General features: G+C 68.6%; 18 protein-coding genes. 8 read left to right on the forward strand and 10 right to left on the reverse strand.

The genetic code is table 11. The annotated features are described in order from the left end of the window. Positions 1 to 80 precede the first annotated feature (80 nt). The 4 genes from ACTJI2_RS14940 to ACTJI2_RS14955 all read right to left on the reverse strand — a co-directional run bounded on the left by ACTJI2_RS14940 (position 81) and on the right by ACTJI2_RS14955 (position 14812). Positions 81 to 12362 carry a filamentous haemagglutinin family protein gene (locus tag ACTJI2_RS14940; RefSeq protein WP_440842580.1) on the reverse strand — a complete coding sequence of 4094 codons (12282 nt, stop codon included), beginning with the start codon at positions 12360 to 12362 and terminating at the stop codon, positions 81 to 83. Positions 12363 to 12517: 155 nt separating this feature from the next. Beyond that, entirely contained in the window at positions 12518 to 13504 is a 987-nt protein-coding gene (locus tag ACTJI2_RS14945) for a FecR family protein (RefSeq protein ID WP_440842581.1), read from the reverse strand. Between the two features lie 139 nt (positions 13505 to 13643). After that, complete coding sequence (locus tag ACTJI2_RS14950) at positions 13644 to 14150, reverse strand: RNA polymerase sigma factor (protein ID WP_440842582.1); 507 nt, start codon at positions 14148 to 14150, stop codon at positions 13644 to 13646. Then, a complete protein-coding gene (locus tag ACTJI2_RS14955) occupies positions 14147 to 14812 on the reverse strand; it encodes a secretin and TonB N-terminal domain-containing protein (RefSeq protein ID WP_440842583.1) in 666 nt (221 codons plus the stop codon). The genes ACTJI2_RS14950 and ACTJI2_RS14955 overlap by 4 nt, the downstream gene beginning before the upstream one ends. A 264-nt stretch (positions 14813 to 15076) precedes the next feature. Between ACTJI2_RS14955 and ACTJI2_RS14960 the strand changes: the two genes are divergently transcribed. Then, positions 15077 to 15208, forward strand: coding sequence for a hypothetical protein (locus ACTJI2_RS14960; protein ID WP_440842584.1), 132 nt, complete (start codon positions 15077 to 15079; stop codon positions 15206 to 15208). A gap of 19 nt (positions 15209 to 15227) precedes the next feature. Then, complete coding sequence (locus tag ACTJI2_RS14965) at positions 15228 to 15629, forward strand: hypothetical protein (protein ID WP_440842585.1); 402 nt, start codon at positions 15228 to 15230, stop codon at positions 15627 to 15629. A 34-nt stretch (positions 15630 to 15663) separates the two neighbouring features. Here ACTJI2_RS14965 and ACTJI2_RS14970 read toward each other — a convergent pair whose 3' ends face one another. The 4 genes from ACTJI2_RS14970 to ACTJI2_RS14985 all read right to left on the reverse strand — a co-directional run bounded on the left by ACTJI2_RS14970 (position 15664) and on the right by ACTJI2_RS14985 (position 18744). Then, positions 15664 to 16074, reverse strand: coding sequence for a CBS domain-containing protein (locus tag ACTJI2_RS14970; protein WP_183645069.1), 411 nt, complete (start codon positions 16072 to 16074; stop codon positions 15664 to 15666). A 288-nt stretch (positions 16075 to 16362) separates the two neighbouring features. Beyond that, positions 16363 to 16992, reverse strand: coding sequence for an FMN-dependent NADH-azoreductase (locus ACTJI2_RS14975; protein ID WP_440842586.1), 630 nt, complete (start codon positions 16990 to 16992; stop codon positions 16363 to 16365). A gap of 505 nt (positions 16993 to 17497) precedes the next feature. After that, entirely contained in the window at positions 17498 to 18238 is a 741-nt protein-coding gene (locus ACTJI2_RS14980) for an anti-sigma factor family protein (protein WP_440842587.1), read from the reverse strand. Continuing rightward, positions 18235 to 18744, reverse strand: a complete 510-nt coding sequence (locus tag ACTJI2_RS14985; RefSeq protein WP_183645060.1) for an RNA polymerase sigma factor — start codon at positions 18742 to 18744, stop codon at positions 18235 to 18237. The genes ACTJI2_RS14980 and ACTJI2_RS14985 overlap by 4 nt, the downstream gene beginning before the upstream one ends. A gap of 137 nt (positions 18745 to 18881) precedes the next feature. Here ACTJI2_RS14985 and ACTJI2_RS14990 point away from each other — a divergent pair, with 137 nt between their 5' ends. Both ACTJI2_RS14990 and ACTJI2_RS14995 read left to right on the forward strand, forming a co-directional pair. Next, entirely contained in the window at positions 18882 to 19979 is a 1098-nt protein-coding gene (locus ACTJI2_RS14990; protein WP_440842588.1) for a catalase family peroxidase, read from the forward strand. Beyond that, positions 19976 to 20539 carry a cytochrome b gene (locus ACTJI2_RS14995; RefSeq protein ID WP_440842589.1) on the forward strand — a complete coding sequence of 188 codons (564 nt, stop codon included), beginning with the start codon at positions 19976 to 19978 and terminating at the stop codon, positions 20537 to 20539. The genes ACTJI2_RS14990 and ACTJI2_RS14995 overlap by 4 nt, the downstream gene beginning before the upstream one ends. Positions 20540 to 20575: 36 nt before the next feature. Here the strand turns inward: ACTJI2_RS14995 and ACTJI2_RS15000 are convergent, their stop codons facing one another. Next, on the reverse strand, positions 20576 to 20986 hold the full coding sequence (locus ACTJI2_RS15000; RefSeq protein ID WP_440842590.1) for a hypothetical protein: 411 nt from the start codon (positions 20984 to 20986) through the stop codon (positions 20576 to 20578). Between the two features lie 111 nt (positions 20987 to 21097). Beyond that, a complete protein-coding gene (locus ACTJI2_RS15005) occupies positions 21098 to 21940 on the reverse strand; it encodes an N-acyl homoserine lactonase family protein (protein WP_440842591.1) in 843 nt (280 codons plus the stop codon). Positions 21941 to 22213: 273 nt separating this feature from the next. Between ACTJI2_RS15005 and ACTJI2_RS15010 the strand changes: the two genes are divergently transcribed. The 4 genes from ACTJI2_RS15010 (at position 22214) to ACTJI2_RS15025 (ending at position 24118) form a co-directional block, all read left to right on the forward strand. Beyond that, positions 22214 to 22954 (forward strand): RNA polymerase sigma factor, encoded by a 741-nt coding sequence (locus tag ACTJI2_RS15010; RefSeq protein ID WP_440842592.1) that lies wholly within the window; start codon positions 22214 to 22216, stop codon positions 22952 to 22954. Between the two features lie 12 nt (positions 22955 to 22966). Further along, the gene (locus ACTJI2_RS15015) at positions 22967 to 23311 is read left to right on the forward strand and encodes a hypothetical protein (RefSeq protein ID WP_440842593.1); all 345 of its coding nucleotides are present in this window, start codon (positions 22967 to 22969) and stop codon (positions 23309 to 23311) included. After that, entirely contained in the window at positions 23308 to 23781 is a 474-nt protein-coding gene (locus ACTJI2_RS15020; protein WP_440842594.1) for a DUF2231 domain-containing protein, read from the forward strand. Before ACTJI2_RS15015 ends, ACTJI2_RS15020 begins: the two co-directional genes overlap by 4 nt. 73 nt (positions 23782 to 23854) lie before the next feature. After that, positions 23855 to 24118 carry a DUF6522 family protein gene (locus ACTJI2_RS15025; RefSeq protein ID WP_440842595.1) on the forward strand — a complete coding sequence of 88 codons (264 nt, stop codon included), beginning with the start codon at positions 23855 to 23857 and terminating at the stop codon, positions 24116 to 24118. Positions 24119 to 24154 lie beyond the last annotated feature (36 nt).

The following is a 24154-nucleotide window of genomic DNA, read 5'->3' on the forward strand; positions in this document are numbered from 1 at the left end:
CGCATCTTGTCCGCGTTCCGGCGGATTTCCCCTGCACGGTCCGGCGGGCATCGTCCCTGACGCCCATGCAGGACTGATCGCTAGGGCTGATCCAGCCGGCTGCGCTCGGCGGTGTTCAGGCGTGCGCGCTGCGCCTCGCCCAGCGCGCCGTTGCCGAGCACCTGGAACGCATTGCCGGGGTCGTAGCCGGTTTGCGTCACCGCGCCGGGAGAAACCCGGGGCGACGGTGCGCTGCTGCCGGGACTGTCGCCGAAGCCGAGCACCTGCACGCTGATGATCGAGGGACGCGACTGCTGCGCCTGCCGGCGCACGGTGTCCTGCGCGGCCTGCACCGCATTGGTCGCCGCCGCGCTGGCGGTGCTGAGCGCCGCCACGTTCACCGCCGCGGCGGTCTGCAATCCGGTCGCCTTGCCCTGCACCTGGATGTTGTCGGCGTTCACCACCCGCAGCGCGGCCAGGTTGACGTTGCCGGACACGCGGATGCCGGCTTCACCCGCGTCGATGGTACCCAGCGGCGCGATCAGATCGATGTCGCCCGGCGCCACTTCCGGAATCGGATTCAGGGTCGCGATGCCCGCGCCGGAACTGGGCACCTGCGGCGACAGGCTGACGTTGCCGAGGTCGTCGTAAACCACGCGGGGTGGCGTGTACACCACGGTGGTCTTGGCGCCGCGACCGGCGTTGATGTCGCCGCGCGCCGACCACAGGGTGATGCCGCCGCCGAAGGTGGTGAACACGCGTGACAGGCCCAGCAGCACGCTGTCGCGGGTGAACGCCTCGATGTCGCCGTTGCCCTGGGTCAACAGGCCGGTGGTGGGCGGCGGCGCGACGCCGTCCACGCCCAGGGTCAACCCGCCTCCGGGCGCCAGTACCTGGATGCCACCACCGAAATCGGTATGCGCGCCGGCGCCTTCGCTGAAAACGATCGAGCCCTGGTAGCTGCCCGGATCATCCCCTTCGGCCATGCCCGGCAGGAAGCTGGCAATCGCATCACGGCCACGCAGGTAGCTCTGGAAACGACGGCTGTCAGGGTTGTTGTATTCACGTCCGGCCAGGCGCAGTTCCTCGAAGTAGACCTGGCGCAGGAAGATGCCACGCTGCTCCACCGGCAGTGCCTGGAACCAGGCCAGCGCGGCGCCGGTGTCGCCCTCGTAGGCAAAGCGCTCGCGCAGCCACTCGACCAGTTCGCGTTCGTAGGTGCGGACCACCTTGTCAGGCTGGTCCGCCAACGGCCGTGCCGGGTCGGCCAGGTTGGCCGGATCCAGATAGCGCGCGGCGAAGCCTTCGAGGTCCGGACCCTTCGCCCCCATTCCCGCCGACAGCACGATGCCCGCGCCCGGCCGATCGTCACCGGCGACCACCGGGCCCAGGCTGCGGAACACGCCGAGATTCAGATCCGGCAGATTGGAGACGGGATCGTCGACGGACGTCTGATAGATATTGCGTCCAGCCGCGACGTCCAGCAGGCCCGGTCCGGCGATGCGGAAACTGGTGTTGAGGATGTCGCGTCCCGCGCGCACCAGCGACACGTCGTTGGCATCGTTGTTGAGCAGCACATGGCTGCCGGCCAGGATGTCCCGCCCGGCCTGCAGTTGCACGGGCCCGGCCGCAAGGTAGTAGGTGCGGGTTCCATACAGATCCCGGTATATGCGACCAATGTCGGCGTCGATGTCACCGGTCAGCGCGTAGATCCGGAAGGATGGCGCTTGGCTTTCATGCAGATCACTGGCCGTGTCCGGCGCGAATGCAAACAACCGCCCGCCTGTCTGCCAGTTGTAGGCCGCGCTGCCCTCCATCAGCTCCACGTCCGCCACCTCCGCGCCAAGGTTGCTGGAGGTGACCCCCGCCACGCCCGAGCCCAGCTCTTCGAGTGCGCCTCGCACCCACAAGGGCCTTTCCGGCGTCGCAATACTGTCCATGGACGCGCTCGACATCGCCGCCGTGCCGATGACATGTTCATCCGCCAGCAGTTCCAGACGGCCCTCACGCGATGGCGCCAGCAACAGATTTTCCAGCACGATCGAGCCAGCGGCCGCTGTCGCGCCGAAGCGGCCAGCGTCGTATTGAGTCGTGCCGCCGCCCAGCATGCTCGACTGGAACTGGAGCAGATTGCCACCGGCGGTGAACAGATCCAGGCCACTGCGATTGGTCCACAGGCTGAAAGAGCTTATGGCACTGTCGGTTCCCGCTTCCGCGCCCGGAACCCGGGTAGCCCCGCCATTGAGTGCCACGCGGCCGAAATCGACGCCCGTCGCCACTTGCATGCCACCCAGGGTTTTCACCTGCATCAGACCGTCGCCGACGGCAAGGACCAGCGACGAATAGCCGAAGTAGGCCGACGGCATCTGCACATCTACCGCTCGGGGATCGCCAGGCCGGTTGACGCCATAGCCATTCACCAACGACTGTCCGATCGAACCGGCCTGCAGGCGGGTGTCTCCGCGGAGATTCGCCACCAGCCCGGCGGTCCGTCCGAAGCCCCCGACCGTGCTCGGATCGAGCAGCCCGGTGTTGACACGACCACCGGCACTCACACTGAGATTGCCGCCTCCCGATTGCATCTGGTTGCCCTGCGCGTCGAAACGGCCGCTGCCGCCCACCACGATGGCCAGCGCCTCGTTGCTGGTCCATATCTGGGCGGGATTCTGGCTCACGCTTGCCCCCATGTCCCCGCCCGCGCTTACCCGGACGTTGCCGCCACCGAGCGTGCCGATTCCGGAGAATCCGGCGAACTCCAGCATGAACGTTGTCGGGTTGTAGACATACTGGCCGAAGTTGATTCCCCATGCGGTCGACTGGCCCAGTTCCTCCCCACCCTGGCGCCACAGCCAGCTGCCGATACCGGTACCGCTGTTCTGCCCGTACTCGGTAAAACCGCGCACGTCGCCCTGTGCGGACAGCTGCAGATCGCCACCATCGGTGGTGAAGTACATCCGGCGTGCGGCCAGGGTGGCCTCATAGGCTTCGTTGCCGAAGCCCAGCACGGTGCCGTCGGCCTGTCGCGCACGCTCCTGATCCCAGGCTTCCGCACCGGCGACCTGGGTACCGGCGGTGTACACGCCGAACAGGGATTTCTGCACGTAGTCGCCGCCGGCAAGCACCTCCAGATCGCCGGTACCGGTGCGGATGACCGAAAGCGCGGACTGCTGGCGCAACGGGCCGACCTTGCCCGGTCCGTCGAGGATGATGTCGCCACGTCCGCCCAATTGCGAGGCGGCGGCCAGCGTGCGGCTGTCGGCCGCGGCGAGATCGGCGCCACCGACCAGCCACATCGACCAGGACTGCATGCCGGCTTCCAGCATCGGCGCCGCCGCCCAGTTGCGGCGCTCGACCTGTTCCTGCAACGCGATGTCGGCATTGACCGGATCGACCGCGGTCAGGCGGGTACCGGCGCCGAGGGTGATGGTGCCGTAGAGCATGCCGGGAATCTGATCACCCGGCCCGTAATACGCCCCCAATCCGTCGGTGACCCAGCCCGATTCCACGACAGGCAGGTCCGCTCCGGTCATGGCGCCAGGAAACAGGAACCAGAAATCACCGAAGTCGGGATTGAACGGCGCTTCGAAGCTGATCTCGCCCTCCGTCGCCTGCCCGCCGGCCAGCAGCATCCGCAGTCGCGAGAAACCATCGTCGTCCGGGGTGACCGGCGGTGGCGCGAAACCATCGCTGATGCTGCCGTTGACCCGCAGATCGCCGCCGGCACGCAGCACGACCACGCCAGGCTCGCCGCTGCCGCGCAACGCGGGATCCGCATCCGGCCCGTAGCGGTAGCCGGAGAAATCGATATCGCCGGTGACCGTCAGATCACCCTCGGAGGTCCCGCTGCGGATTTCCACGCCGGGACGCAGGTGGAACGCATCTCCATGGCTGGACAGGCCCTGCAGGCGCGCCGCCAGCGCTTCGTTGCCGAGCGCCGCATCGATGAACGCCACGCTGTCGGCATGGATGGCGTCCAGGCGCGCCTGGTCCACCGTGCCGTCCTCGGCGACGTATCCGCGGAACGCATTGACCGCGATGCTCGCCGCGCCACGGATGTCCACGCCGCTCGCGGCATCCACCGCCACGTCGTCGGCGCCCAGCCGCGGCGCGTTGATATCCAGTTGTCCGCGGGCGATGCCGTCCGGCGTGCTCAGGTCAATCCGCGCGCCGTCCTCCAGCGACACCCGGCCCGCCGCGCTGGTGAGTTCGACATGACCCCGGTTGGACGCATCGATCACCGCGCCGCGGCCATCCAGTTGCAACCGCGTGCCATGCGCATCGAGCATCGCCGTCGATGCCAGCACCAGGTCATCGCGCGCGGCCAGGCGGATGTCGCCCGGCTGCGCGCCGCTGGCGTCGATGCGTCCGTTCACGGTCAGGCTGCCGCCATTGGCGGCAATCGATACCTGGCGGGCGCGCACCTCGTCGCCAATCACCAGATCGCCGGTACCGATCGAGAAGCCACGGGCCTCGAAGAACCCGCCCGTGTTGAGGCGCGCGTTCAGGCCGGCGAAATCCGGCAGCACGTGCGCACGCACATCGATCCCGCCGCTCAGGTGGGCATCATCGCTGCCGCCGAGCAGGTGGCCATCCAGCGCCACCCGGCCTTCCGCGCCGGTGGCGGTGATACGGATCGTGCCGGCGTCGTTGCCCTGCGCGGACACGTCGATCCGCGAACCGGCGGCCTGGGTGATCGCGCCGTTCTCCGCCTCCATCACCAGATCGCCGCCCCAGCTGTGCCGCTGCGCGTCGAAGAAGTTCAGCGTGCGGCCCGCCAGATCCAGCATGGAGCGTTCGCCCAGCGCGATGCCGTCCTCCGCTTCCAGCACCAGCCGGCCGCTGGGCAGCGCCACCGCGGTATCGACGTTGACGCGCTGGCCGGACAGGCGCACTTCCGCGCCCAGTTCGTTGAAGTCCGCGCGATCGTAGGCCGGCGCACCGTCCGGCGCGTCCACGGTCAGCGCGCCACCCGCGCGATAGGCCATGAACGAGCCCGCCGCGCCGGTCAACACCGGCGTGGACAGATGCAGGTCGCCGCCGGCGTAGCTGTCGGCATCGGTACCGCTGGCGTACACCGACAGCGTGCCGCGATGGTTGGCGGTGATGCGTTCTGTGGCGCGCAGATCCACGCCGGCGAAACCCAGTGCCAGCCGATCCAGTTCAACCTGGTCCTGGCCGCGCGCATAGGGCGCATAGCCGAATTCGATGCGCTCGGCCTCGATGCTCAGCCGGCCCGCACCGGTACCCGCACCGCCGGCCAGCACCGCACCGGGCGCCGCACTGGCGTAAGGGCTCGCCGGCGTGCCCAGGCCCGAGGCCAGGCCATTCCAGACCACGGTGCCGGCGGCGATCCGCGCGGTTTCGTCCGCCTCGCCCCAGCCATACAGCGCCGGTGTTTCCAGCCACAATTGGGTATCCGCGTCGCCACTGGCGCGGCCGAGATCGAAATCGACCTCGCCGAACAGATTGATCGAATTGCCCGCGCTCAACGACACCCGTTCCACCGCCTGTTGGCCAGCCGACGGATGTATCAGGCGCTCCAGCAGCGTCTGCGAAAGCCGCACGCCATCTCCGATCGCGCCGGCTTCCTCCGCCCGCGCGAAGGCGGCATCGGTGCCGATGTGCAGGCTCGGCGCGGTGAGCGCGAAGTAGCGCGCGTTGTATTCCGCATCGCCCAGCGCCAGTTCGCCGTTGGTGGAGAACGCCAGCGTGCCCGGCGACCGCAGCACCGCGCCGTCGCCGATGCGGATGGCGTTGGGGTTGATGCCCGCGTCCGCGCTGGCGCCCGTCGGCGGGGTGAAGCGCACGTCGCCGGCGGACACCGCCAGCACCGCGCCGCCGATGGCCTGTTCGCCATTGGCGCTGTCGGAAAACACGTAGCCACGGCTGGAATCCAGCAACAGGCCGTCGGTGGCGCGCGCTTCCAGCGTCGCGCCGCCTTCCACCAGCACCTGCTCGCCACTGGTGAGGAAAACCTGATCCGCGCGCAGTTGCGCGCCATCGCGTACCGCCACCGTGCCCTTGCCGCTCTCGAACACCACGCGGGGACCGAGCGCGAAACTGCCCTGGCTGGGAGCTGCCGTGGCTTCGACCAGCGAGAACGTGCCGCCCACGGTCAGGATGCCGGCCTGGATGCCGGCCAGATCCTCGCTGTCGACAGAAGAAAAACCCTCGGTCGCGGCCTGGCTGGCTTGCTTGATTTCCAGCGCGCCGAGCGAGGTAAGGAACAGGTTGCCGTCCGCGCCATCATCTTCGCCGGCCATCAGCACCTGGCCCTTGAAATCCATCGCCTCGCCGACGGCGCGGGCGAAGTCCAGGTGCAGGCTCTGCGCGTCGCGCTCCAGGCGCGGGCGGCGCGTGCCGAAACGCGCGGCCTCGGCGATGGCGAAATCGGCGTAGCTGGTTTCGTTGTACTGCGAGAACCGGCGCACCGTTTCGCCGGACATCAGCGTCACCGTGGTCGGCAGGACATCGCGGATGTCCGTGTTGGCGATGCCCAGGTAGGCGCTGGCGCGGAAGGTTCCGCCCGGCATCGTCACCGCGGCGGCTTCGCGGCTCGCGCCTCCGGCCAGTTCCACCCGGAACGCGCCCGGCAACAGCGCATAGGTCGAGGGCATCAACGTGTAGGTGCCGGCCGGCAGTCCGCCGACCGCTTCGGTCAAAGTGATCTGCTGGCCGACCCGCGGCGCACCCGCGCCGGCGTCGGGCGAGACCGGCGCATACTGGCCCGGCACCGATGGCACGATGGCGTACACCTCGGCATCGGGATCGCTGAAGCCGTTCGCCGGATTGGCATTGGCCAGCGGCGTGCGCAGGATGTCGACCGATCCGCCGCGACCGGTGAAGAAGCCGGCGCCGGTCAGTTCGCCACCTCCGGACACATCGATGACCGAACCGGCCTCCGCGGTGAGCGTCACCTGCCCCATCAGCACGCCGCGCTCGATCGCATCGACCGTCCCGCGGCTGGCGCTGTCACTGCCGTCCCCATCCAGGGCGGCGAGGTCATCGAACTCCACCACCTGGCCGTTGTAGAGGTAGCGCAGTCCATCCGCCGTGCCGCCGTAGGGCATGCGCAGGCCGGCCGCGCTGGTGGAGGTCAGGCTGCCCTCGCGCAGCAGGACATGGAACTGCTGGTCGACCAGGAAGGTATCGGGATCCGGTGTCCCGCCGAACACGATGCGGCCCAGCGGTGCGCGCACCACGCCCCCCTGATCGATGTTGGCCGCACGCAGGGCGAGCGATCCGAATACCGAAAAGGGCGCTTCGGGCGTATCGCCCAGGCCACGGATGGTCAGCGTGCGCTCGGGATCGAAGTGCTTGCCGGTGTTGTCGAAACTGACGCCGGCCGCCACCTCCGCATTGGCATGGGTCGTCGGATAGATCTGCCGCGCGGTCAGGTTCAGATCGCCGCCCGTATACAGCAGGCCATCGCCGAAACGCAGATCGCCCTGGCTGACCAGGTTGACCTGATCGAAACCGAAGCGATCCACGGCCTCCGGCGTCCAGCTGTTCGGTGCGGTTTCCAGGAAGACCTGGCCGGCGCCGCCGAACTGCACCGCATCCCGCACATCGATCAGGTTCGCCTGGATGGTCAGCGCCGCGTCATTGCGCGATCCCGGAGAATAGTCGCGATACGCACTGCCGATCGTGTTGACCAGCCCCGGCTTGGGAACATCCGGTGCCGTCACCGGGATGTCGACCTTGCCCACCAGCAGCACATGCGGCGCCGACAGCGTCACCCGTGCCTCGGGCGTGTCTTCGGCCACCGACAACAACCCGCGGCGCAGCGCCAGGCGCTGGCTGAGCGCCAGGTCGACATCGCCCTCGAAGGAGATCACGTCGCGGCTCCACAGATCCAGCGTGCCGAACCCGCCGGCTTCGATCTGTTCGGCGCTGATGCGCGCCCCCAGGTAATCCCCGGGTGCGAACGCATCGCCCGCCACCGCGTCGTCGGCCAGCCCGCTGCGCACCCGCGTCTGGCTCACGGTCAGCGTTCGTACCCCTTCGTGCCCGTTGCCTTCGCGGTTTTCCAGAATGAGGTTCAGTTGACCGCCGGCCGCGCCCGCGCCGCCGGCGGACGCGCGCAACTCGCCATCGTTCAGGATGCCGGCCTGCGATCCCAACTGGATCAGGCCGCCATCGCCGGCCAGCGTGATCGGACGTGCGAGGACCGGCAGTCCTTCCGCCAGATCCACCGTGGCGGCCGCGCCGGAAGCATCGAGCCGCGCGCCCTCGCGGATCACCACCATCGCGCGCGAGGTGTCGGGGACGTCCTTCACGTCGATGCCGTATTCCTCCAGACCGATGCGGATGGCGCCGCCATCCTGGGCCAGGCCGTAGCGACGGCCCGCCGCGTCACGCGCGGTCCAGGCACGGCCCGCGGCATCGAGCAGGGCGTTCTCGCCGACCCACAGCGACACGCCGGTTCCGCCCGCCGCCAACTTGTCGACCACGCCGATGGGCGCGCTCAGCAGTGAGATCTCCCCGCCGGGCGCTGTAATGGCGCCGTCCATCACCAATTGACGCGCGGCCGCCAGGCGCACGCGATGGCCGGGATCGACGCGGATATGCGCGCCTTCGCCGACCTCCAGCGAAGCGCCGTGCAGCGACAGATCCGCGCCGGCACGCAGGCGCAGCCTGCCCGCGGCCGGGTCTTCCGCCACCACCGGCGGCGTCCATGCCTCCAGCACCGCGGACAACGCGCTGCCCGAGGAACGAAGGAATGCGTCGGTCGTCGGGCGCAGCAGCGGCATCTCCGTGGCCAGTTCCGTGCCTTCCGACACCACCAGCCCCGCGCGGCTGCCGATGCGATAGTCGGCAAAACCGCTGCGCAGCAATCCGGCGTCGAGCTTCAGCGCGGGGTCGAAAGTGATCGCCTGGTCGAACCAGGTACCGCGCGGCAGCAGTTGCCCCGCCGGCACGGTCACCGCGACCGGCGCGATCTCGCCGGCCTGCATGGTCAGCACATAGGGAAACACCGCGAATCCCTGCGGGAACACCGACGAAGGAAACACCGTGCCCGCCGGAATCGTCGTGTTGGCGAGGAACTGCATACGCGTGCCGGCCGGCAGCACGGTGCCGCCGGTCAGCCAGTTGCCGTCCACGTTCACCCATACGTTCTCGGGTACTGTCCACTCGCCGGCCAGCACCACTTCCGGTTGCGTGCCGGTATCCACCGTCACCGCCGGCAACGGCCGATCCGGAATCACCGTGGTCACCGATGTGGAGGCATCGACCGGCAGGCGTCCGCCGATCCCGATCGTCACCGCTTCACCCAGCACCACATCGGCCGGCAGGCGCGTGCCCGGTTCCAGCACGCCGCTTCCCAGCACCGCATCCGTACCGAACACCACCGGCGTGGGCGCCTGCAGGGTCAGGGTGCCGCCGCCAGACACGCCGGCCGCCAGGATCTCGCCATCCAGCCGCAGTTCGCGCCCCGGCCGATCCAGCGCGCCGTTGGGAATGGTCGCGACGCGATCGTCATTGGCGATCAGGCTCAGATCGCCGCCACGACCGCCGCTCAGTTTGCCGTCGCCATGCAGGGCCGCGCCCGAACGCAGATCGACCCGGCTGTCCTGTTCCAGACGCACGGATCCTTCCACCATGCGCACCGACAGGTCGCCGCCGTCGATATGCGCCAGCGAGACCGCGCCGGCGCCGTCGAGCAGGCCGTTGTGCCAGGTGCCCGACAGATCCAGGGTCGCGCCGGCACCGAGGGTGAAGTCCGCGCTGCCGTCCTCGCGCAGGAGGAAGGTGGATGCTGGCTCGGCAAGCGTGGCCACCTCCACCACGTTGTCGGCCTTCACGCTGCCGCTGCGGGCGGTGACATCGGCGTTGATGGCGATTTCGGCCGCCGACAGATCCAGCACGCCGCCGTCGGCCAGCGACAGATCGGCATCGATATGGATGGCATCGGCGCTGGTGAGGGTCAGCCCACCCAGGCCGCTGCGGTTCAACCGGTCCGCGTCCAGCAGCACGGTGCCGATGCGGTCCTCCGGCAACGCGGCGTCCGGTTCGCCCGTCGCGACATCGTCGAAGTCGCCGATCACCACCCGGCTGGCATGCGGCGCATCGAACCCACGCGCATTGACCCGCCCGATGATCAGTTCGCCGGAACGCGCCACCGCGCTCTGCGCCTGCCGGTAGCCGTCCACGGCGTCGCGCGCGCGCGTCTGCCGCTCGCCCTCGAACACCTTGGCCTCGATGTCGCCCTCGAGCACGACGGTGGGCGCGTCCACGATCAGGCGGCCGGCGTCGCGGCCGACGGTGTAGCCGTTCTCCAGCCGCTGGCGCGGCGCGATGATCGGATTGAGGTAGGCATCCTGCACGCCCCAGCGCTCGTGATCCACCTCGTAGCCCTGGTAGACGCCGGCGTAGATCAACTCCGTCGGCGCATCCTGCAGCGTGTGCAGGCGGCCGTCGCCGTCGCGAAGCCAGGTCTGCTGGACGTAGCCGGTCTGCACGTCCAGCGCGCCGCCGGACAGGTTGATCTGCGATCCGGCGCGGGTGACCACCTCCTTGCCGCCCAGGGTGATCGTGCCGCCCTGCGCGGCCCACTCGCCGATGCCGTGGCCCTGGTTGTTGAGCCAGCCGCTGACCTCCAGCAGGCCGCCGGCGGCGTACCAGCGATCCGAGGCATAGCCGCCGGTGCCGGCCGGTACCAGCACCAGATCGCGGCGATCGACCCAGATCGTGCTGTTCTGCAGCTTGCCGCCATCGCGGTTGTGCGGCGAGTCGCGCAGTTCGTTGCCCTGCACGTTGACCTGCACGGTGTTGCTTTCCATCGCCACCTTCACGCCAACCGCGCCGGACACGTCCAGTCGCGCGCCCGCATCGGCCTGGGCACGATTGCCGGCGGTGACCGCGATCTGGCCGCCGGTGGCGAGCGTCAGCGAATCGCCCTCGAAGTTCACGTCGCCGCCGGAGACGATCTCCACCCGCGACTGATCGCGACGATCCGAAAGCCGCGAATAGTTGTCGAACGCGCCGGGGTCGGTCTGCATCCGCAGCGCGTCCAGCTTTTCCGATTCGGCGATCAGCGCATCGCGCTGGCTGTCCAGCGCCGTGGTCTTGCCATCGTCCTCCAGCAGCACCGCGGTCAGCGCGCCTTCGCCCAGCGTCACCGAGCCTTCCGCGTCGCCCGCCGAATTGAGCAGGTGCACGGTGCCGCGCGCGTTGACGGTGGTGGTCGCGACCGCGACGCCCTCCTGGCGCACCTCGTGGCCGGCCAGGGTGACATCGCCTTCGCGCGCCTGGATGAGGCCGGTATTGACGACCCGGCCCGTTTGGGTGGAGGCCGCGTCGCGCAGGGCGGCGACTTCGTTGCCGCGCGTGGTCGATGCCTGGTTGCCTTCGGTGCCGGCGCCCTTGCGGATGACGAAACTGTCACCGGCGGCGAGTTGTGTCTGCCCCTTGCGGGTGAGGATCTGCCCGGCGTTGTCGACCTCGCCCCCCAGCAGCAGCACGTAGCCACCGCCCTGGGTGACCGATTGCGGTTCGCGGGTGCGAATCAGCGCACCGGCCTCGACCTTCACCGCGCCGCCGGCATCGGTGAAACTCGGCGCGCCGTTGGCGCCATACAGCCCGTTGCCGAGGAACTGCGTATCGCTCATGTGCGCGGCCGCCGCGACCAGGTTGCGCACGTTGACCTGCGAACTGCCGTCGAACACCACGCCATTGCGATTGAGCACCAGCACCGTGCCGGCGCCTTCGATCTGTCCCTGGATCTGCGAAGGCCGCGCCAGCGGATCGTTCACCCGGTTGAGCACCGCCCAGTCGGCCTGCTGGTCGTACTTCACCGTGGTGTTGCGGCCGACGTTGAAGGTTTCCCAGTTGAGGATCGCCTTGCTGCCGGTCTGTTCGATGGTGACGGTGGTCTTTCCGTCGGCCACCTGCTGGGTGGGATCCTTGGCGTTGTGCCAGCCGCGGGTCAGCGCGTCCTCGTCGATCTTCAGGCCGCCCTCGCCCAGGCCATCGGGCACGTCGGATGGGCGCGCCAGCGCGGCCTGCCGCGCCTGCTGCTGCAAGGCCTGGCGCAGCGCGATGGCCTGCGCGGCGACGCCCAGGTTGTTGATCGACTGCTGCAGGCGGTCACGCGCGGCCTGGGATTGCTGCTGCGGTCCGGTCGGACGCAGCGGCGCGGGCGCGCCGTTGGGCAAGCGGCCGGTGGAACCCACCGCGCCCTGCACCGCGGCCTTGTTGGCGAACCAGGCGGAACTGAACGCCTGTTGCGCCAGGGCGGCATCCATGCCACCGCCGGCAAGCAGGAACAGGCCGATCGCGCGCGAAAGCGGATGCGTACGGAACGCGGGACGTGAAGGGGCAATCGCTTGCTTGGGCACTGCGGGACGCTCCGTGGAGAGGGGGACGATGGCGTGTGCCATCGATGGCTTTCCTTCTTCACGACGCTCGTTGTCGGACGAACCCGCAAAGCTCCGATGCGTCCGACGTGCACGCGAGGATGAACGTCAAGGTTCCTGAATGCGCCTGCCGGCGCGTCAGCGCGAACGGAGCGGCGTGGCGCTCGGCGCAGCCCGACTCAACCGAGCAGGACGATATCGCCGGGCAGCGTGGTCACGCGGGCCGAGAAGGCCTGCTGGATCTGCGTGATCGCCAGATCCATCCGGGTGATCGGGAAGCGCCCGCTGACCGACCGTCCTTCCAGCGCCTTGTCCATCAGCATCACCCGGCCGCGACGGTAGCGGTTGATCTCGCTGATCGCGTCCGGCAACGGCGTGTTGCGGAATACGATGACGCCGTCCCGCCAGGCCGATACCTGTTCCGGCTCGATCGCGCGCACCGCCTGCAGTCCGTCTTCGCCATAGTCCACCTGGTAGCGCGCGGCCAGCGTGCGCTGCTGGTCGCCCAGTTGCACCGCCACCCTGCCGCGCAGGCAGGTGACACAGGTGCGCTCGCCGACGCGGCGCACTTCCAGCCTGGCCGGCAGCTCCGCGGTGATCCTTCCGGCACCGGACGAAATCCGGAACAGTCCGCCGGTCGCGGTCATCGCATCGATCGCCGCCTCGCCCGCCAGCAGCGTCATCCCGTCGATCCTGCCGTCCTGGCGCTGCACCTCGATGCTGGTCTGCGTGTTCATCGCCAGCACCACGTCCTCGCGCAGGCGCACCGTGCGCTGTTCACCGGTAGCGGTGCGGTAATCCGCGCCCCACTCCGATATCGGCGTCCAGCCGCCGAGCAGCGGGTGTTCCGCCAGCAACGCCACGCCGGCCACCGACGCCGCCGCGGCCATGCCGCCGAGGAAGGCGCGCCGGTTCATGCGTGGTCCCGTCGGCCGCGCGGCGTTGGCCGCCGCCTGCGCGATCAGGCGCTCGCCGGCCGGCCCGAAATCGCGCCACAACCGCTTGGCATCCTCGAACGCGGCCCGGTGCATCGGTCCTTGCGCACGCCAGCGTTGCAATGCGCGCGCGTCCTCGTCGGTTGCCCGGCCCGACGCCAGCAATCGCACCCAGGCATCCGCCTCATGCCGCAGCCGCTTTTTCGATTTGTCGTCGTTCGTGAATGTCATGCCGCGCTTTGCCCGCACCCGGCGGACCGCCCTGGCCGGGATGGCCAACGGTGCCTGTCAGACAATAGACCGATTTGGATGGCCAATCCCGCATGGCGGGCCTTCCCGGCGTGATCCGGGGCGCTTCCCGCTGCGCGCGTCAACGGCCCAGCCGGGCCGCGCAGTAGGCCTGGGCTTTCTGCAGTTCCAGTTCGACCAGGCGCAGGGAAATGCCCATCCGGCGCGCCACTTCCGGCTGGGTCAGCTGCTGCACGCGCACCGCCAGCAGAATGTTGCGGCGTCGTTCCGGGAGTTCCCGCATCACCCGGACCAGGGCTTCCAGTTCGGCCTGCGAGGCCGCCGCCTCGGCCGGACCGGGCGTCGGGTCGGCCAGTTCCAGCAAGTCGTCCACCTCGCGCGCACTGAGCTGCCGGTTGGCGGAGCGATGCAGGTCGATCGATGCGTTCACCGCCATCCGGAAAACGTAGTGCCAGGGATCGGACACGGTGTCGGCCACCCGCCGCGTGGACAGGCGCACCCAGGTTTCCTGCAGCGCGTCGCTGGCCACTTCGTCCGATCCCAGACGTTGCACCAGCCGCCGCTTGAGTTCGTGATAACGCAGCACCAGGAACTGCTGCAGGCCCGCCGCCGCCTCCACCGCGCTCATGGCCGTGTCCCGGGCGCCGGACAGGCCCACCCGTAGCCGGCCGCGCGCGGCAGCACCAGCAGGGTGAACGGCTGCGCCACCTGCGCCGGCACCGGTGCTCCCAGCGCCAGACCGTCCATCGCCTCGCGCACCGCCGCATCGACCGCCGTGTCGCCGGTGGATTCCAGCAGGCGGGAACGCGCGACGGTGCCGTCGGCGGCGAACCACAGTTGCAGGGCAAGACGATGCCGCCCTTCGGCCAGTTCGCTTCGACGGCAGAACGCTTCGCCCAGGCGATGCTGGATTTCGCCGTAGTACCAGGCCGGATCGCGCGCGGGCATCGCCGGGGCTTCCGGATCGCGCGTCAGCACCAGCGCGCCCTGTCCCACCTGGCGCGTCCGCAGGCCGCTGCCCTGCAGGATCCGCGCAAGCGCGTCGGCCGCGCCCAAACGCCCGCGCACGCCGGCGGAAACCACGCCGGCGGTCAGGCTGCTGTCGTAAATGACCGATTGGCCGGTCGCATCGCCGAAGGCCTCGATGGCGCGATCCAATGGCTGTGGACCGATGTCGAAATCGAAGTCGCCGCCCGCGCAGGACGACGCTGACCGTTCGGGAACCGGTTCTTCCTTCACGTCGCAGGGCGCAACGCGTCCTTGCGCCAACGAAGCCGTAGCCGCAGCCATCGCCAGTACTCCCGAAAGGATCAGGGCAGGCGCAAGGGTCACCTTTCCGGTGCGTTTGACCTTCTCTGGACCCAAGGTTCGATACCTGCCTCGGGCCATCCTAGGTAACCAATATGACGCTTTGGTGTCCGCTCCCCGGAGCGGTGCGGAAGCGTCAAATTCCCCCGCGCCGGGCGGCCGAAGGTCGCGCATGCGCCGCATTAACGCGGGAGGAGCTAACCTGAACCCGCACTCGGTCCCCCCTGCCGTGTCCCCGGAGCCTCCGTGCAGCTTCCGTTACAGGAACTGCCCGTGGCCCACCGCTCTCTTCGCGCGACCCGTTTTTTCGTCCTCAGCCTGTTCGCCCTGATCTCGCTGCTTGCCTTGGTGCTGGGCGCCTGGTGGTGCATGCAGTGATCCAGAACGCGCGCCCGAGATGAATGACGACGATTTCCATTTTCCCCCCGTCCGCGGGGACCAGCTGGGCCAAGCCCTGGCGATCTTCCAGTCCGCCCTGCATGCGCCGCTGGACGGCGCCGGCGTGGGTGTACACGTGGAAGAAGCCAGCGACCGTCTCGCCGATGAAGTGGAAAGCTGGGATCTCGACTTCGATCAACGCAATTCGCTGATCCTGCGCGTACTGGCGTTCAACGAACTGCTCGGCCGCGCCGCGCGGGATGATCGTTTCGGCGCGCATGTGGAAACCGTGGGCGGCGCCTACAACGTCAGCGACGATTTCATGCGCGCCGCGGCCCGGGCCGAACTTGCACCGTCCGGCCCGGATCAGGAAGGCCTCGCCTTCAACCTGGAAAGCGTGCTGCGCGGCCTGCGCCATTGACAGCCCGCTTGCCCGGCTTGCTTCCAGGCAGGCCTCAATGCGGCGTCGCCACACCGCGCCCCATCGTCTGCGCGGCCGAACGCTTGGAATGCATCATGTTGGCCAGCGACACGATGCCGACCAGCCGCTTGTGGTCGTCCACCACCGGCAACCGGCGCATCTCCAGGTCGGCCATGTTGGTGGCGACCGATTCGACCTGATCGCCGGCGCGGCAATACATCACCTCCTCGGACATCACATCGCGCACGGTCTTGCCGGCGACGTCGTTGTCGGTGAGGCCGCGCACCACGATGTCGCGATCGGTGATCATGCCAATCAGGCGATCGTTCTCGTGCACCGGCAGGCTGCCGACATCGCGGCTGCGCATGAGCTCGGCGGCATCCAGCAGGGATTGCTCCGGACGGATGGTGGCCACGTCGCGGGTCATGATCTCTTCGATGATCATCGGATCTCTCCTATCGTTGCGGACCTGACCACCGTAGGCAGCACACGGTTACAAGAACATGAGGCATGGGGCGCCCTCAGGTCACGGGATTTTCATGGCGCCCGGCGCAGCGTTGCTGTGCGCGGCAGCGCGCCGCGTATCACGGAGCCTTCCATGAAAACGAACCCACTGTCCCGCCCGCTGGCCGGGCGCGAAGATCCCGCACCGCAACCCGATCCCCGCCGCGACCGCGAGCCGGCGGAGGAAGAAGAGGAATAATCTGTGGCCGAACGCCCGCTTGCGCCCGGTTCATGACCGGGCGGCAAGCGCCCTTGCCCGGGCGGTGGCGTCCTCGCGTATCCGCGTCAGGTTATCCGGATCCGTCAACGTGGGCGCCAGCGCCGCTTCGCCGGCCACTTCGATGCCGAGAAAGCGCAGCCACTGGCGCATGTAGGGCTTCTGGAAGTCCTGGTACTGGGGCGTGGCGCCTTCCGAGAAATCACCGGCGCTGGAGTACATCAGGAAGGCGCGCTTGCCGGACAGCAGCGGCTGGTAGCCTTCGTCGCGCGACCAGCGCCAGTTCTGCCCCGGCAGGGTCACGATGTCGATGTAGTGCTTGAGCCGGTAGGGCAGGCCGTAATTCCACATCGGCAGGCTGAACACGTACACGTCGGCGCGATTGAACTGCTGCGAGACGCGCACCGCGCGGTCCCACTGTGCCTCTTGCTCGGCCGTGGCGTCCTGCGCGCGCAGCACCGCGAACTTGGCGGCGATCATCGACGCGTCGAACTCGGGGAGTTCGAGGTTCCAGACATCCGCCGTCTCGTGCGTGTCCGCGGGATGCGCCTGCCGCCAGGCATCGAGGAAGGCGTCGGCAAGGGCGAGCGAACGGGAATCCTCGCCGCCGGGCGAGGCACTGACGTGGAGCACGTGGGCCATGGGAGCATCCTTTTGCGGCTCGCCGCACCGAGTGGGGAGCGGCATTCTTGGGAGCCCGCTTGCCACCGCACAAGTACGCACTTCGAGGTGCCTACCCACTTCTGCGGGGGGATGAAGAGCATGCGGCATCCAGGACCACGCGGCTTTTTCCTCCCCCTTTTTTAAAAAGGGGGATTGAGGGGGATTTGCTCTTGGCGTAAAAAGCAAATCCCCCGTCACCCGCTTCGCGGCTGCCCGCCCCCTTCTCCGAAGGGGGCTGAAGAGCCAGTGCCCTCCACAACGATGCAGTTTTTTTACCTCCCCCTTTGAAAAAGGGGGACCGAGGGGGATTCGCTCTTGGCGCAAAAAGCAAATCCCCCGTCACCCGCTTCGCGGCTGCCCGCCCCCTTCTCCGAAGGGGGCTGAAGAGCATGCGATCTCCACGACCACGCAGTTTTTTACCTCCCCCTTTTTTAAAGGGGGATTGAGGGGGATTTGCCTTTGACGCAGGCCCCCAACCCAAACTTCACCCACCCCGCAACAACGGCGCAATCTCGCGCATCCGCAACTGCGTGGCCGGCCCCACCAGCGCGAACGCGGTGTCGCCTTCGGCCCAGTACTGCGCCAGCAGGCGGCCGTCGCGGCGCTCGCCGGTGACGTTGCGCGGTGTGCGTGGACGCAGGTACAGGCCGATGCGCGCACCGTCCCCATCTTCGTAGACCAGCATCGCCGCGGCGCCTTCCGACGTGGACAGCAACCGGCCTGCACGCAGGCGGAAGCCCTGCGTACGCAAATCCGGCACTTCGCCGGCCGGGCCAAAATGCGTGCTCAGCCATCCCTGCAATGCATCCGGTGCGATCTCGCCCGTCATCGCATCGCCATCGCCGGCAAACAGGCGATACGCCGCCACCGCATCGGCCATCGGCAACTGTTCGCTGGCCAGCCGCGCATCGCGCCACTGCCAGCCCGCCATGCCACCCACGCCCAACGCCAGCAGGCAACTGGCGGCCATGCCCAGCCGCGCGCGTCGCTGGCGGCGCAGACCGGCACGCAACCGATGCGGCTGGAGCGCCGGTGGAACCGATGCCTCCAGATCGCGCGCCCAGCCTGCGCGCAGCGTCTCGGCATCGCGCTTCCACGCATCGATTCTGGCCTCCTGCCCGGGATGCTCGCGCAGCCATTGCCGCACCGCCTCGCGCCGTTCCGGCGCCAGCCGCCCATCGATATAGGCGTGCAGTTCCTCTTCGCTGGGAGACCATCGATTCATTTGAGTACCCTCAGGGTGCGCGCCGCCGGCGCGTCTTCATCAGTCAGCGTGCGCAGCCTTTCGCGCGCACGTGACAGCCGCGACATCACCGTGCCCACCGGCAGGCCGAGCATGTCCGCCGCCTCGCGATAGCTGAAACCTTCCACGCTGACCAGCAGCAACAATGCACGGTGATCCGGTGGCAGGCGCGCGAACGCGGCCAGCACCGACCGTCCCTCGTGGATGCGTTCGGGCGAAGGCGCCATCTCGACCGGCTCGGCGCCAAACAGCTCCAGCGCCCGCTGCCAGCGCCGCGCGCGCCGATGCTCGGTGACGAACTGGCGGTAGACGATCGCGAACAGCCATGCCTGCAACGCCTCCTCGTCCCGGCGCGAATCCCAGCGCCGCAACGCCCTTTCCAGCGCCGCCTGCACGATGTCGTCCGCGCCATCGCCGGCCAGCGAGCGCGCGAAGCGCCGCAGCCGGGGCAGGAGCGCACTCAGGCGCGGGTCGTCGGAAGCATCCATCGTCATCGTTTCGGAACGGGTCGTGGGGTAAGACGCACCCGAGGCCCGGATTATTCCATCCGTCTCCGGAAAAAGATTCGGGAATAAATCCGCCGCCAGCGGCGTCTGATCCCCAGTCCCGCCACCAGGAGCCCGCCGTGCAAAGTCCTTCCCCGCCGCCTCCCCGGGCCAATGCCCGTCGTTGGTGGCCGCTGCTGGCCATCGGCGCGATCGCCGCGGCGTTGGCCGCCGCGTTCGCCTGGACCGCCGGCTGGCTGGGCGGCGCCTCCCGCCTGACCGCGTCCGCGATGACCAACGCCATCGAAGCCGGCGGCCCGTCGCATCCCGGCTTCCGCCGCGCCCACGCCAAAGGTGTGTGCGTGACCGGTGTGTTCCGCAGTTCCGGCCAGGCCGCCGCGCTGTCGTCGGCGCGGGTGTTCCGCCAGGCGGAGACGCCGGTGCTGGGCCGCATGTCGATCGGCGGCGGCGATCCGCACGGCGCCGACGCGCAGGCGCGCGTGCGCAGCATGGCGCTGCTGCTGCGCACCGACGACGGCCAGCAATGGCGCACCGCGATGAACAGCTTCCCGTTCTTCGTGGTCGCCACACCGGAAGGCTTTCACGCGCAGACGCTTGCCTCGCGGCCGGACCCGGCCACCGGCAAACCGGATCCCGCGCGCATGGCCGCCTTCGCCGAACGCTATCCGGAAGCGCGCAAGTTCCAGGCCTGGGCCAAGTCGGCGCCGTGGTCGAACAGCTGGGGCAACACCCAGTACAACGGCGTCAATGCTTTCCGCTTCATCGCCGAAGACGGCAGTGAACACGCGGTGCGCTGGTCGATGCGCCCGCATCTTCCGTTCGCGCCATTGAGTCCGGAACAGCGCAAGCAGGCCGATGCCGATTTCCTCGCCGAGGACCTCTCCCGACGACTCGCGCAAGGACCGCTGCAATGGGATCTCGTGCTGACGCTCGCCGGACCGGGCGACCCGGTGAACGATCCCTCGCAGCCCTGGCCCGAAAACCGGCGTCAGGTCGTCGCCGGCACCCTCTCGTTGACCGGCGCGGAACCGCAGGCCACCGGCGCCTGCCGCGACATCAACTACGACCCGCTGATCCTGCCGACCGGCATCCGCGGCTCGGACGATCCGATCCTGGCGGCGCGCTCGGCGGTGTATTCGCAATCGTTCAATCGCCGCGAACGCGAAATCGGCCGTGGTCATGCGCCCGAAGCCGCCGGCAAGGGAGGTACCCGATGAACCGTCCCGCTTCCTTCGACCGCGTCGCGCGCCTCCTGCACTGGACCATGGCGCTGATGATCCTGGCGATGCTGTTCATCGGCGTGGCGATGGTCGCCTCGGTTTCGCAGCGGCCCTGGCTGATCGCGCTGCACCGTCCGCTCGGCGCGGCGATCCTGCTCCTGGCGATCTGGCGATTGATCCACCGCCTGCGTCACCGCCCGCCGCCGCTGCCGGCGGATCTGCCGCGCTGGCAGGCCATGGCCGCACTCGCCTCGCACTGGCTGCTGTACGCACTGATGCTGGCGATGCCTCTGGTCGGTTGGGCCATGCTGTCGGCGGGCAATTATCCGATCGTGCTGTTCGGCGGCGTGCAGTTGCCGCCGTTGCTGGCGCCGGATCCCGCCGTCTATGCCTGGCTGCGCGATGCGCACGGCTGGGGCGCCCGCCTGCTGTTCGCCACCGTCCTGCTGCACCTGTCGGCCGCGCTGTATCACGCCTGGGTGCGGCGCGACGGCGTGTTCGCGAGCATGGCGGGAACGCGCGAACAAGCTCCGGCCGAACCGGACGGCGACAGGTGATGCAACCTCATGGAGGCGGCGAAACGCCGCCTCCCCTCAGGGCCGGACCTTCTTCCATTCCTCGAATTCGACCCGCTTTCCGTCCTTCCACCGCTCCAATCGCCAGACGTCGCCTTCCACGCGATAGCGGAACGAGTACACGCCACTGTCCTCCGCAGGAAAGGAGCGCTGCATCAGCGTTTCGGTGTACTGGCCCTCTTCAGCCGCGTACCGGCCGGCCCCACCCGCCCAGAACTTGTCACCGGACTGCATGGTGAAGGAAAACCGGCCATCGGCCAGCACCTTCTGCCCGTTGAACTTCATCTTCGCATAGCTCTTCGTCTGCCCGTCCGCGGTGACGTACTCGCCGCCCTGGAGTTCCCAGGCGCCTTCGAGGGACTTGTCGGCGGCGTGCGCGGGGGTGATGGCGAGCAGGATGGTCAAGGCGAGGAAGAGTTTCAGCCGCATGTTCCTTCCAAGGATTGGTTCGAAGAGAGCGCAAGCTTACGGCGTATTCGTGTCCCGAGACTTCAGGGACCTTCCGCGACGCCGTCGCCCCGGCGGCACAGAGTCACGCCCCTACTCCGCCGCCTCCGGAAACGCCGGCAATTTCCCAACATCCGCTTCCTCGTGCTGGATGATCAGCGTCGCCTTGAGGTTCCTAGCAAGACTGGTGAAGCGATCCATCGAAGCCAGCGACTGCGCGCGATCGGTATTGAACGAGGGCACGCCACGGGTATCGAGGTTCTCGTGCAAATGCACCACATCGCCGGACAGCAGCACCGGGCCACGCCTGGGCAGGTTCACCAGCAGGCCGTGGTGGCCCGGCGTGTGTCCGGGCAGATCCAGCATCACCACGCTGCCGTCGCCGAACACATCCAGATCCCCGCGCACCTTCTCCACCTTCGCGTCCTTGCCCAGCCACGGCGCGAACCGCCTGGTCCGCTCCTCATGGCCCGGCGTGCCCAATACCGCGTAGTCGCCCGCGCCGATCAGCAGCGTGGCCTGCGGAAACTCCGCCGCCTGGCCGATGTGATCGAAGTGGTAGTGGCTGATGCCCACCTTCGAGATCTGCGCCGGCTTCACGTCGATCTGCGCCAGCTGGTCCACCACGGTTCTTGCCAGCGCGGTGGAATCCTCCTTGCCCTGCGTCAACGGCTTGCCCAGATACTCGCGCGACAAGCCGGTATCCCACAGCAGGTAGTCGTTGCCGTGGCGGATCAGGTAGCAGCTGCCGACGAACAGCTTGCTCTGTCCCACGTAGGCGCGGGTATCGGACATCTCGTCCAGGTTGTAGGTCCACAGCTGCCCGCAATCCAGCCGCCACAGGCGCAGCTCGACCGGAGTCGAAGGTTCGGCGGCAGACAGAGGCAACGACAACGCGAACAGCGCGAAAGCGAACCGGCGGAGACGTGCGTTCACGAGGCCTCTCGGGCAGGGAGTGCGATGGCGCGCAGTATGCCTTGGCATGGGGGATTTCCGTCGCAGCCCCGGGTCAGGTGCCGGTGGAAGATGTACTGTAGCGACGCCGCTGCCGTACCGGCTCTTTCGGTGGGCAGAACGCCTCTCCGCGACCCGACCTCCCTCCACACTCCCGTCCGGTCCCTGGGCGCAGAATGCCGCTGGCTTCCTGGCACCCGTGCCGCGGGAACCTCGCCGCCCCTGCCGCATCCGATGGGTAAGAGAGGAGATCGCATGAACCCCGTTCATATGCCGCTGGCCGAGGACTATGCCGTCATGGACGATGCCGCCCTGGTCGCCCTGGTCCAGCGTGGCGACCGCGACGCGTTCCGCCAGGTCATGCAACGCTGCAACCAGCGCCTGTTCCGGGTCGCGCGCGGCGTGGTCAACGACGACGACGAAGCCGAGGACGTGGTCCAGGAGGCCTACGTGCACGCCTACGAGAAGATTGAGGGTTTCCGTGGCGAGGCTTCGCTGCTCACTTGGCTGACCCGCATCGTGCTCAACGCCGCCTATGGACGCCTACGCCAGCGCCGCGCGACGGTGGGCGTGGAACAGATCGAGGCCGCGCAGCACGACGAGCGGGTGGTGGCATTCCCTTCCCGCTTTGGCCACGAGGATCCCGCCGCGGCCGCCACCCGCGCGCAGATCCGCGTCCTGGTCGAGCGCGCCATCGACGGGCTGCCCGAACCATTCCGCATCGTGTTCGTCCTGCGCGAAATCGAGGAGTGCACGGTGGAGGAAACCGCCGCCGCGCTCGACCTGCGCGAGGAAACCGTGAAGACCCGGCTGCATCGCGCCCGCCGGCAACTGCGGGCGGCCCTGCGCGACACCCTGGCGACAACCCTCACCGATGCCTTTCCCTTCCTCGGTTCCCGCTGCGAACGCATGACCGACGAAGTGCTGAGGCGGCTGGATCCATCGCCAATCGAACTTTCCCGCTCCCACCTGCCCGATAGCCCGCCCGCCATCTGAAGGGAGGACACCATGTTGACCACCGCCTTGATCGTCTTCGCCATCGCCGCCATGGGCGGCCTGTTCCTGGCCAGCCGCGTGCTGCGCGGGCATCTCGCCCCATGGGCGATCTCCATCCTGCACGCCCTGCTCGGCGCCAGCGGATTGATCCTGCTGATTCTCACCGTGGTCCAGGGCGACGCCTCCGCACGGGTCACCGCCGCCCTGGCCATCCTCATCCTCGCCGCGCTCGGCGGCTTTTTCCTGGCCTCGCTCCACCTGCGCGGCCGGGTTGCACCCAAGGCGGTGGTGTTCGTGCACGCCGGCGTCGCCGTCGCTGGTTTCCTCACCCTGTTGAGTGCCGTGCTGGCGGTATGAAACATCCGCTGCATCCCGCGCTGGTGCACTTCCCCATCGCCTGTTGGACATTGGCCACGCTCGCCGATGTCGGCGGCCGGTGGTGGGGCGAGCCGGCCTGGCAGTTCGCCGGCGGCCTGCTGCTGGTCGGCGCGATCAGCGCGCTCGCCACGATGGCGGCCGGATTCGTCGAACTGATGAAGATTCCCAACGACAGCCCCGCCCTGCGCGTGGCCAACCGCCATCTGCTGATGGCGCTGATCGCCTGGAGCAGCTACACCGCCAGTCTGATGCTGCGTTTGCACGGCAAGACCCTGCACCCGCCCGACACGCTCGCACTGGCCCTGAGCATGATCGGTTTCCTGGCCCTGTGCGTGACCGGATGGCTGGGCGGCAGCCTGGTCTACACGCATGGCGTGGGCGTGCAACGCGAGGGAAGCGATGAATCGCATGCGCGCGGACTCCCGCCATCGCACCACAAGCCCGGCTAGCCGCCGGCCTTGATGCAGGTCAAGACCCGCCACCTCGTCTCCGGGCGACAATGCGTCTCGCCCGGAGCCGACCATGACCACCCTGCCCCTGTCTTTCCAGCCCATCCGCAACAACACGACCATCGAAGTGGACGCCACGGCGGTGGCGCGCGAACTGGGCCTGGACGTGGCGGTGTTCCGCCAATTGATGGACGCCGAAAAGATCACCGTGCTGTGCGAGCGCGGCACCGGCGAGGACGAGGGCACCTGGCGGGTCAGCTTCTATCACGCAGGCCATCGCGCCCGCTTCGTGGTGGATGCGCAGGGCCGGATTCTCGACACGCCCGCGGCGTCCTGAGAAGCACGGCCGTCCGAAGACGGCCATGCCCTGATC

Origin of the sequence: Pseudoxanthomonas sp. 22568, from assembly GCF_052044485.1 — a bacterium.
Taxonomy (GTDB): Bacteria; Pseudomonadota; Gammaproteobacteria; order Xanthomonadales; family Xanthomonadaceae; genus Pseudoxanthomonas_A; species Pseudoxanthomonas_A beigongshangi.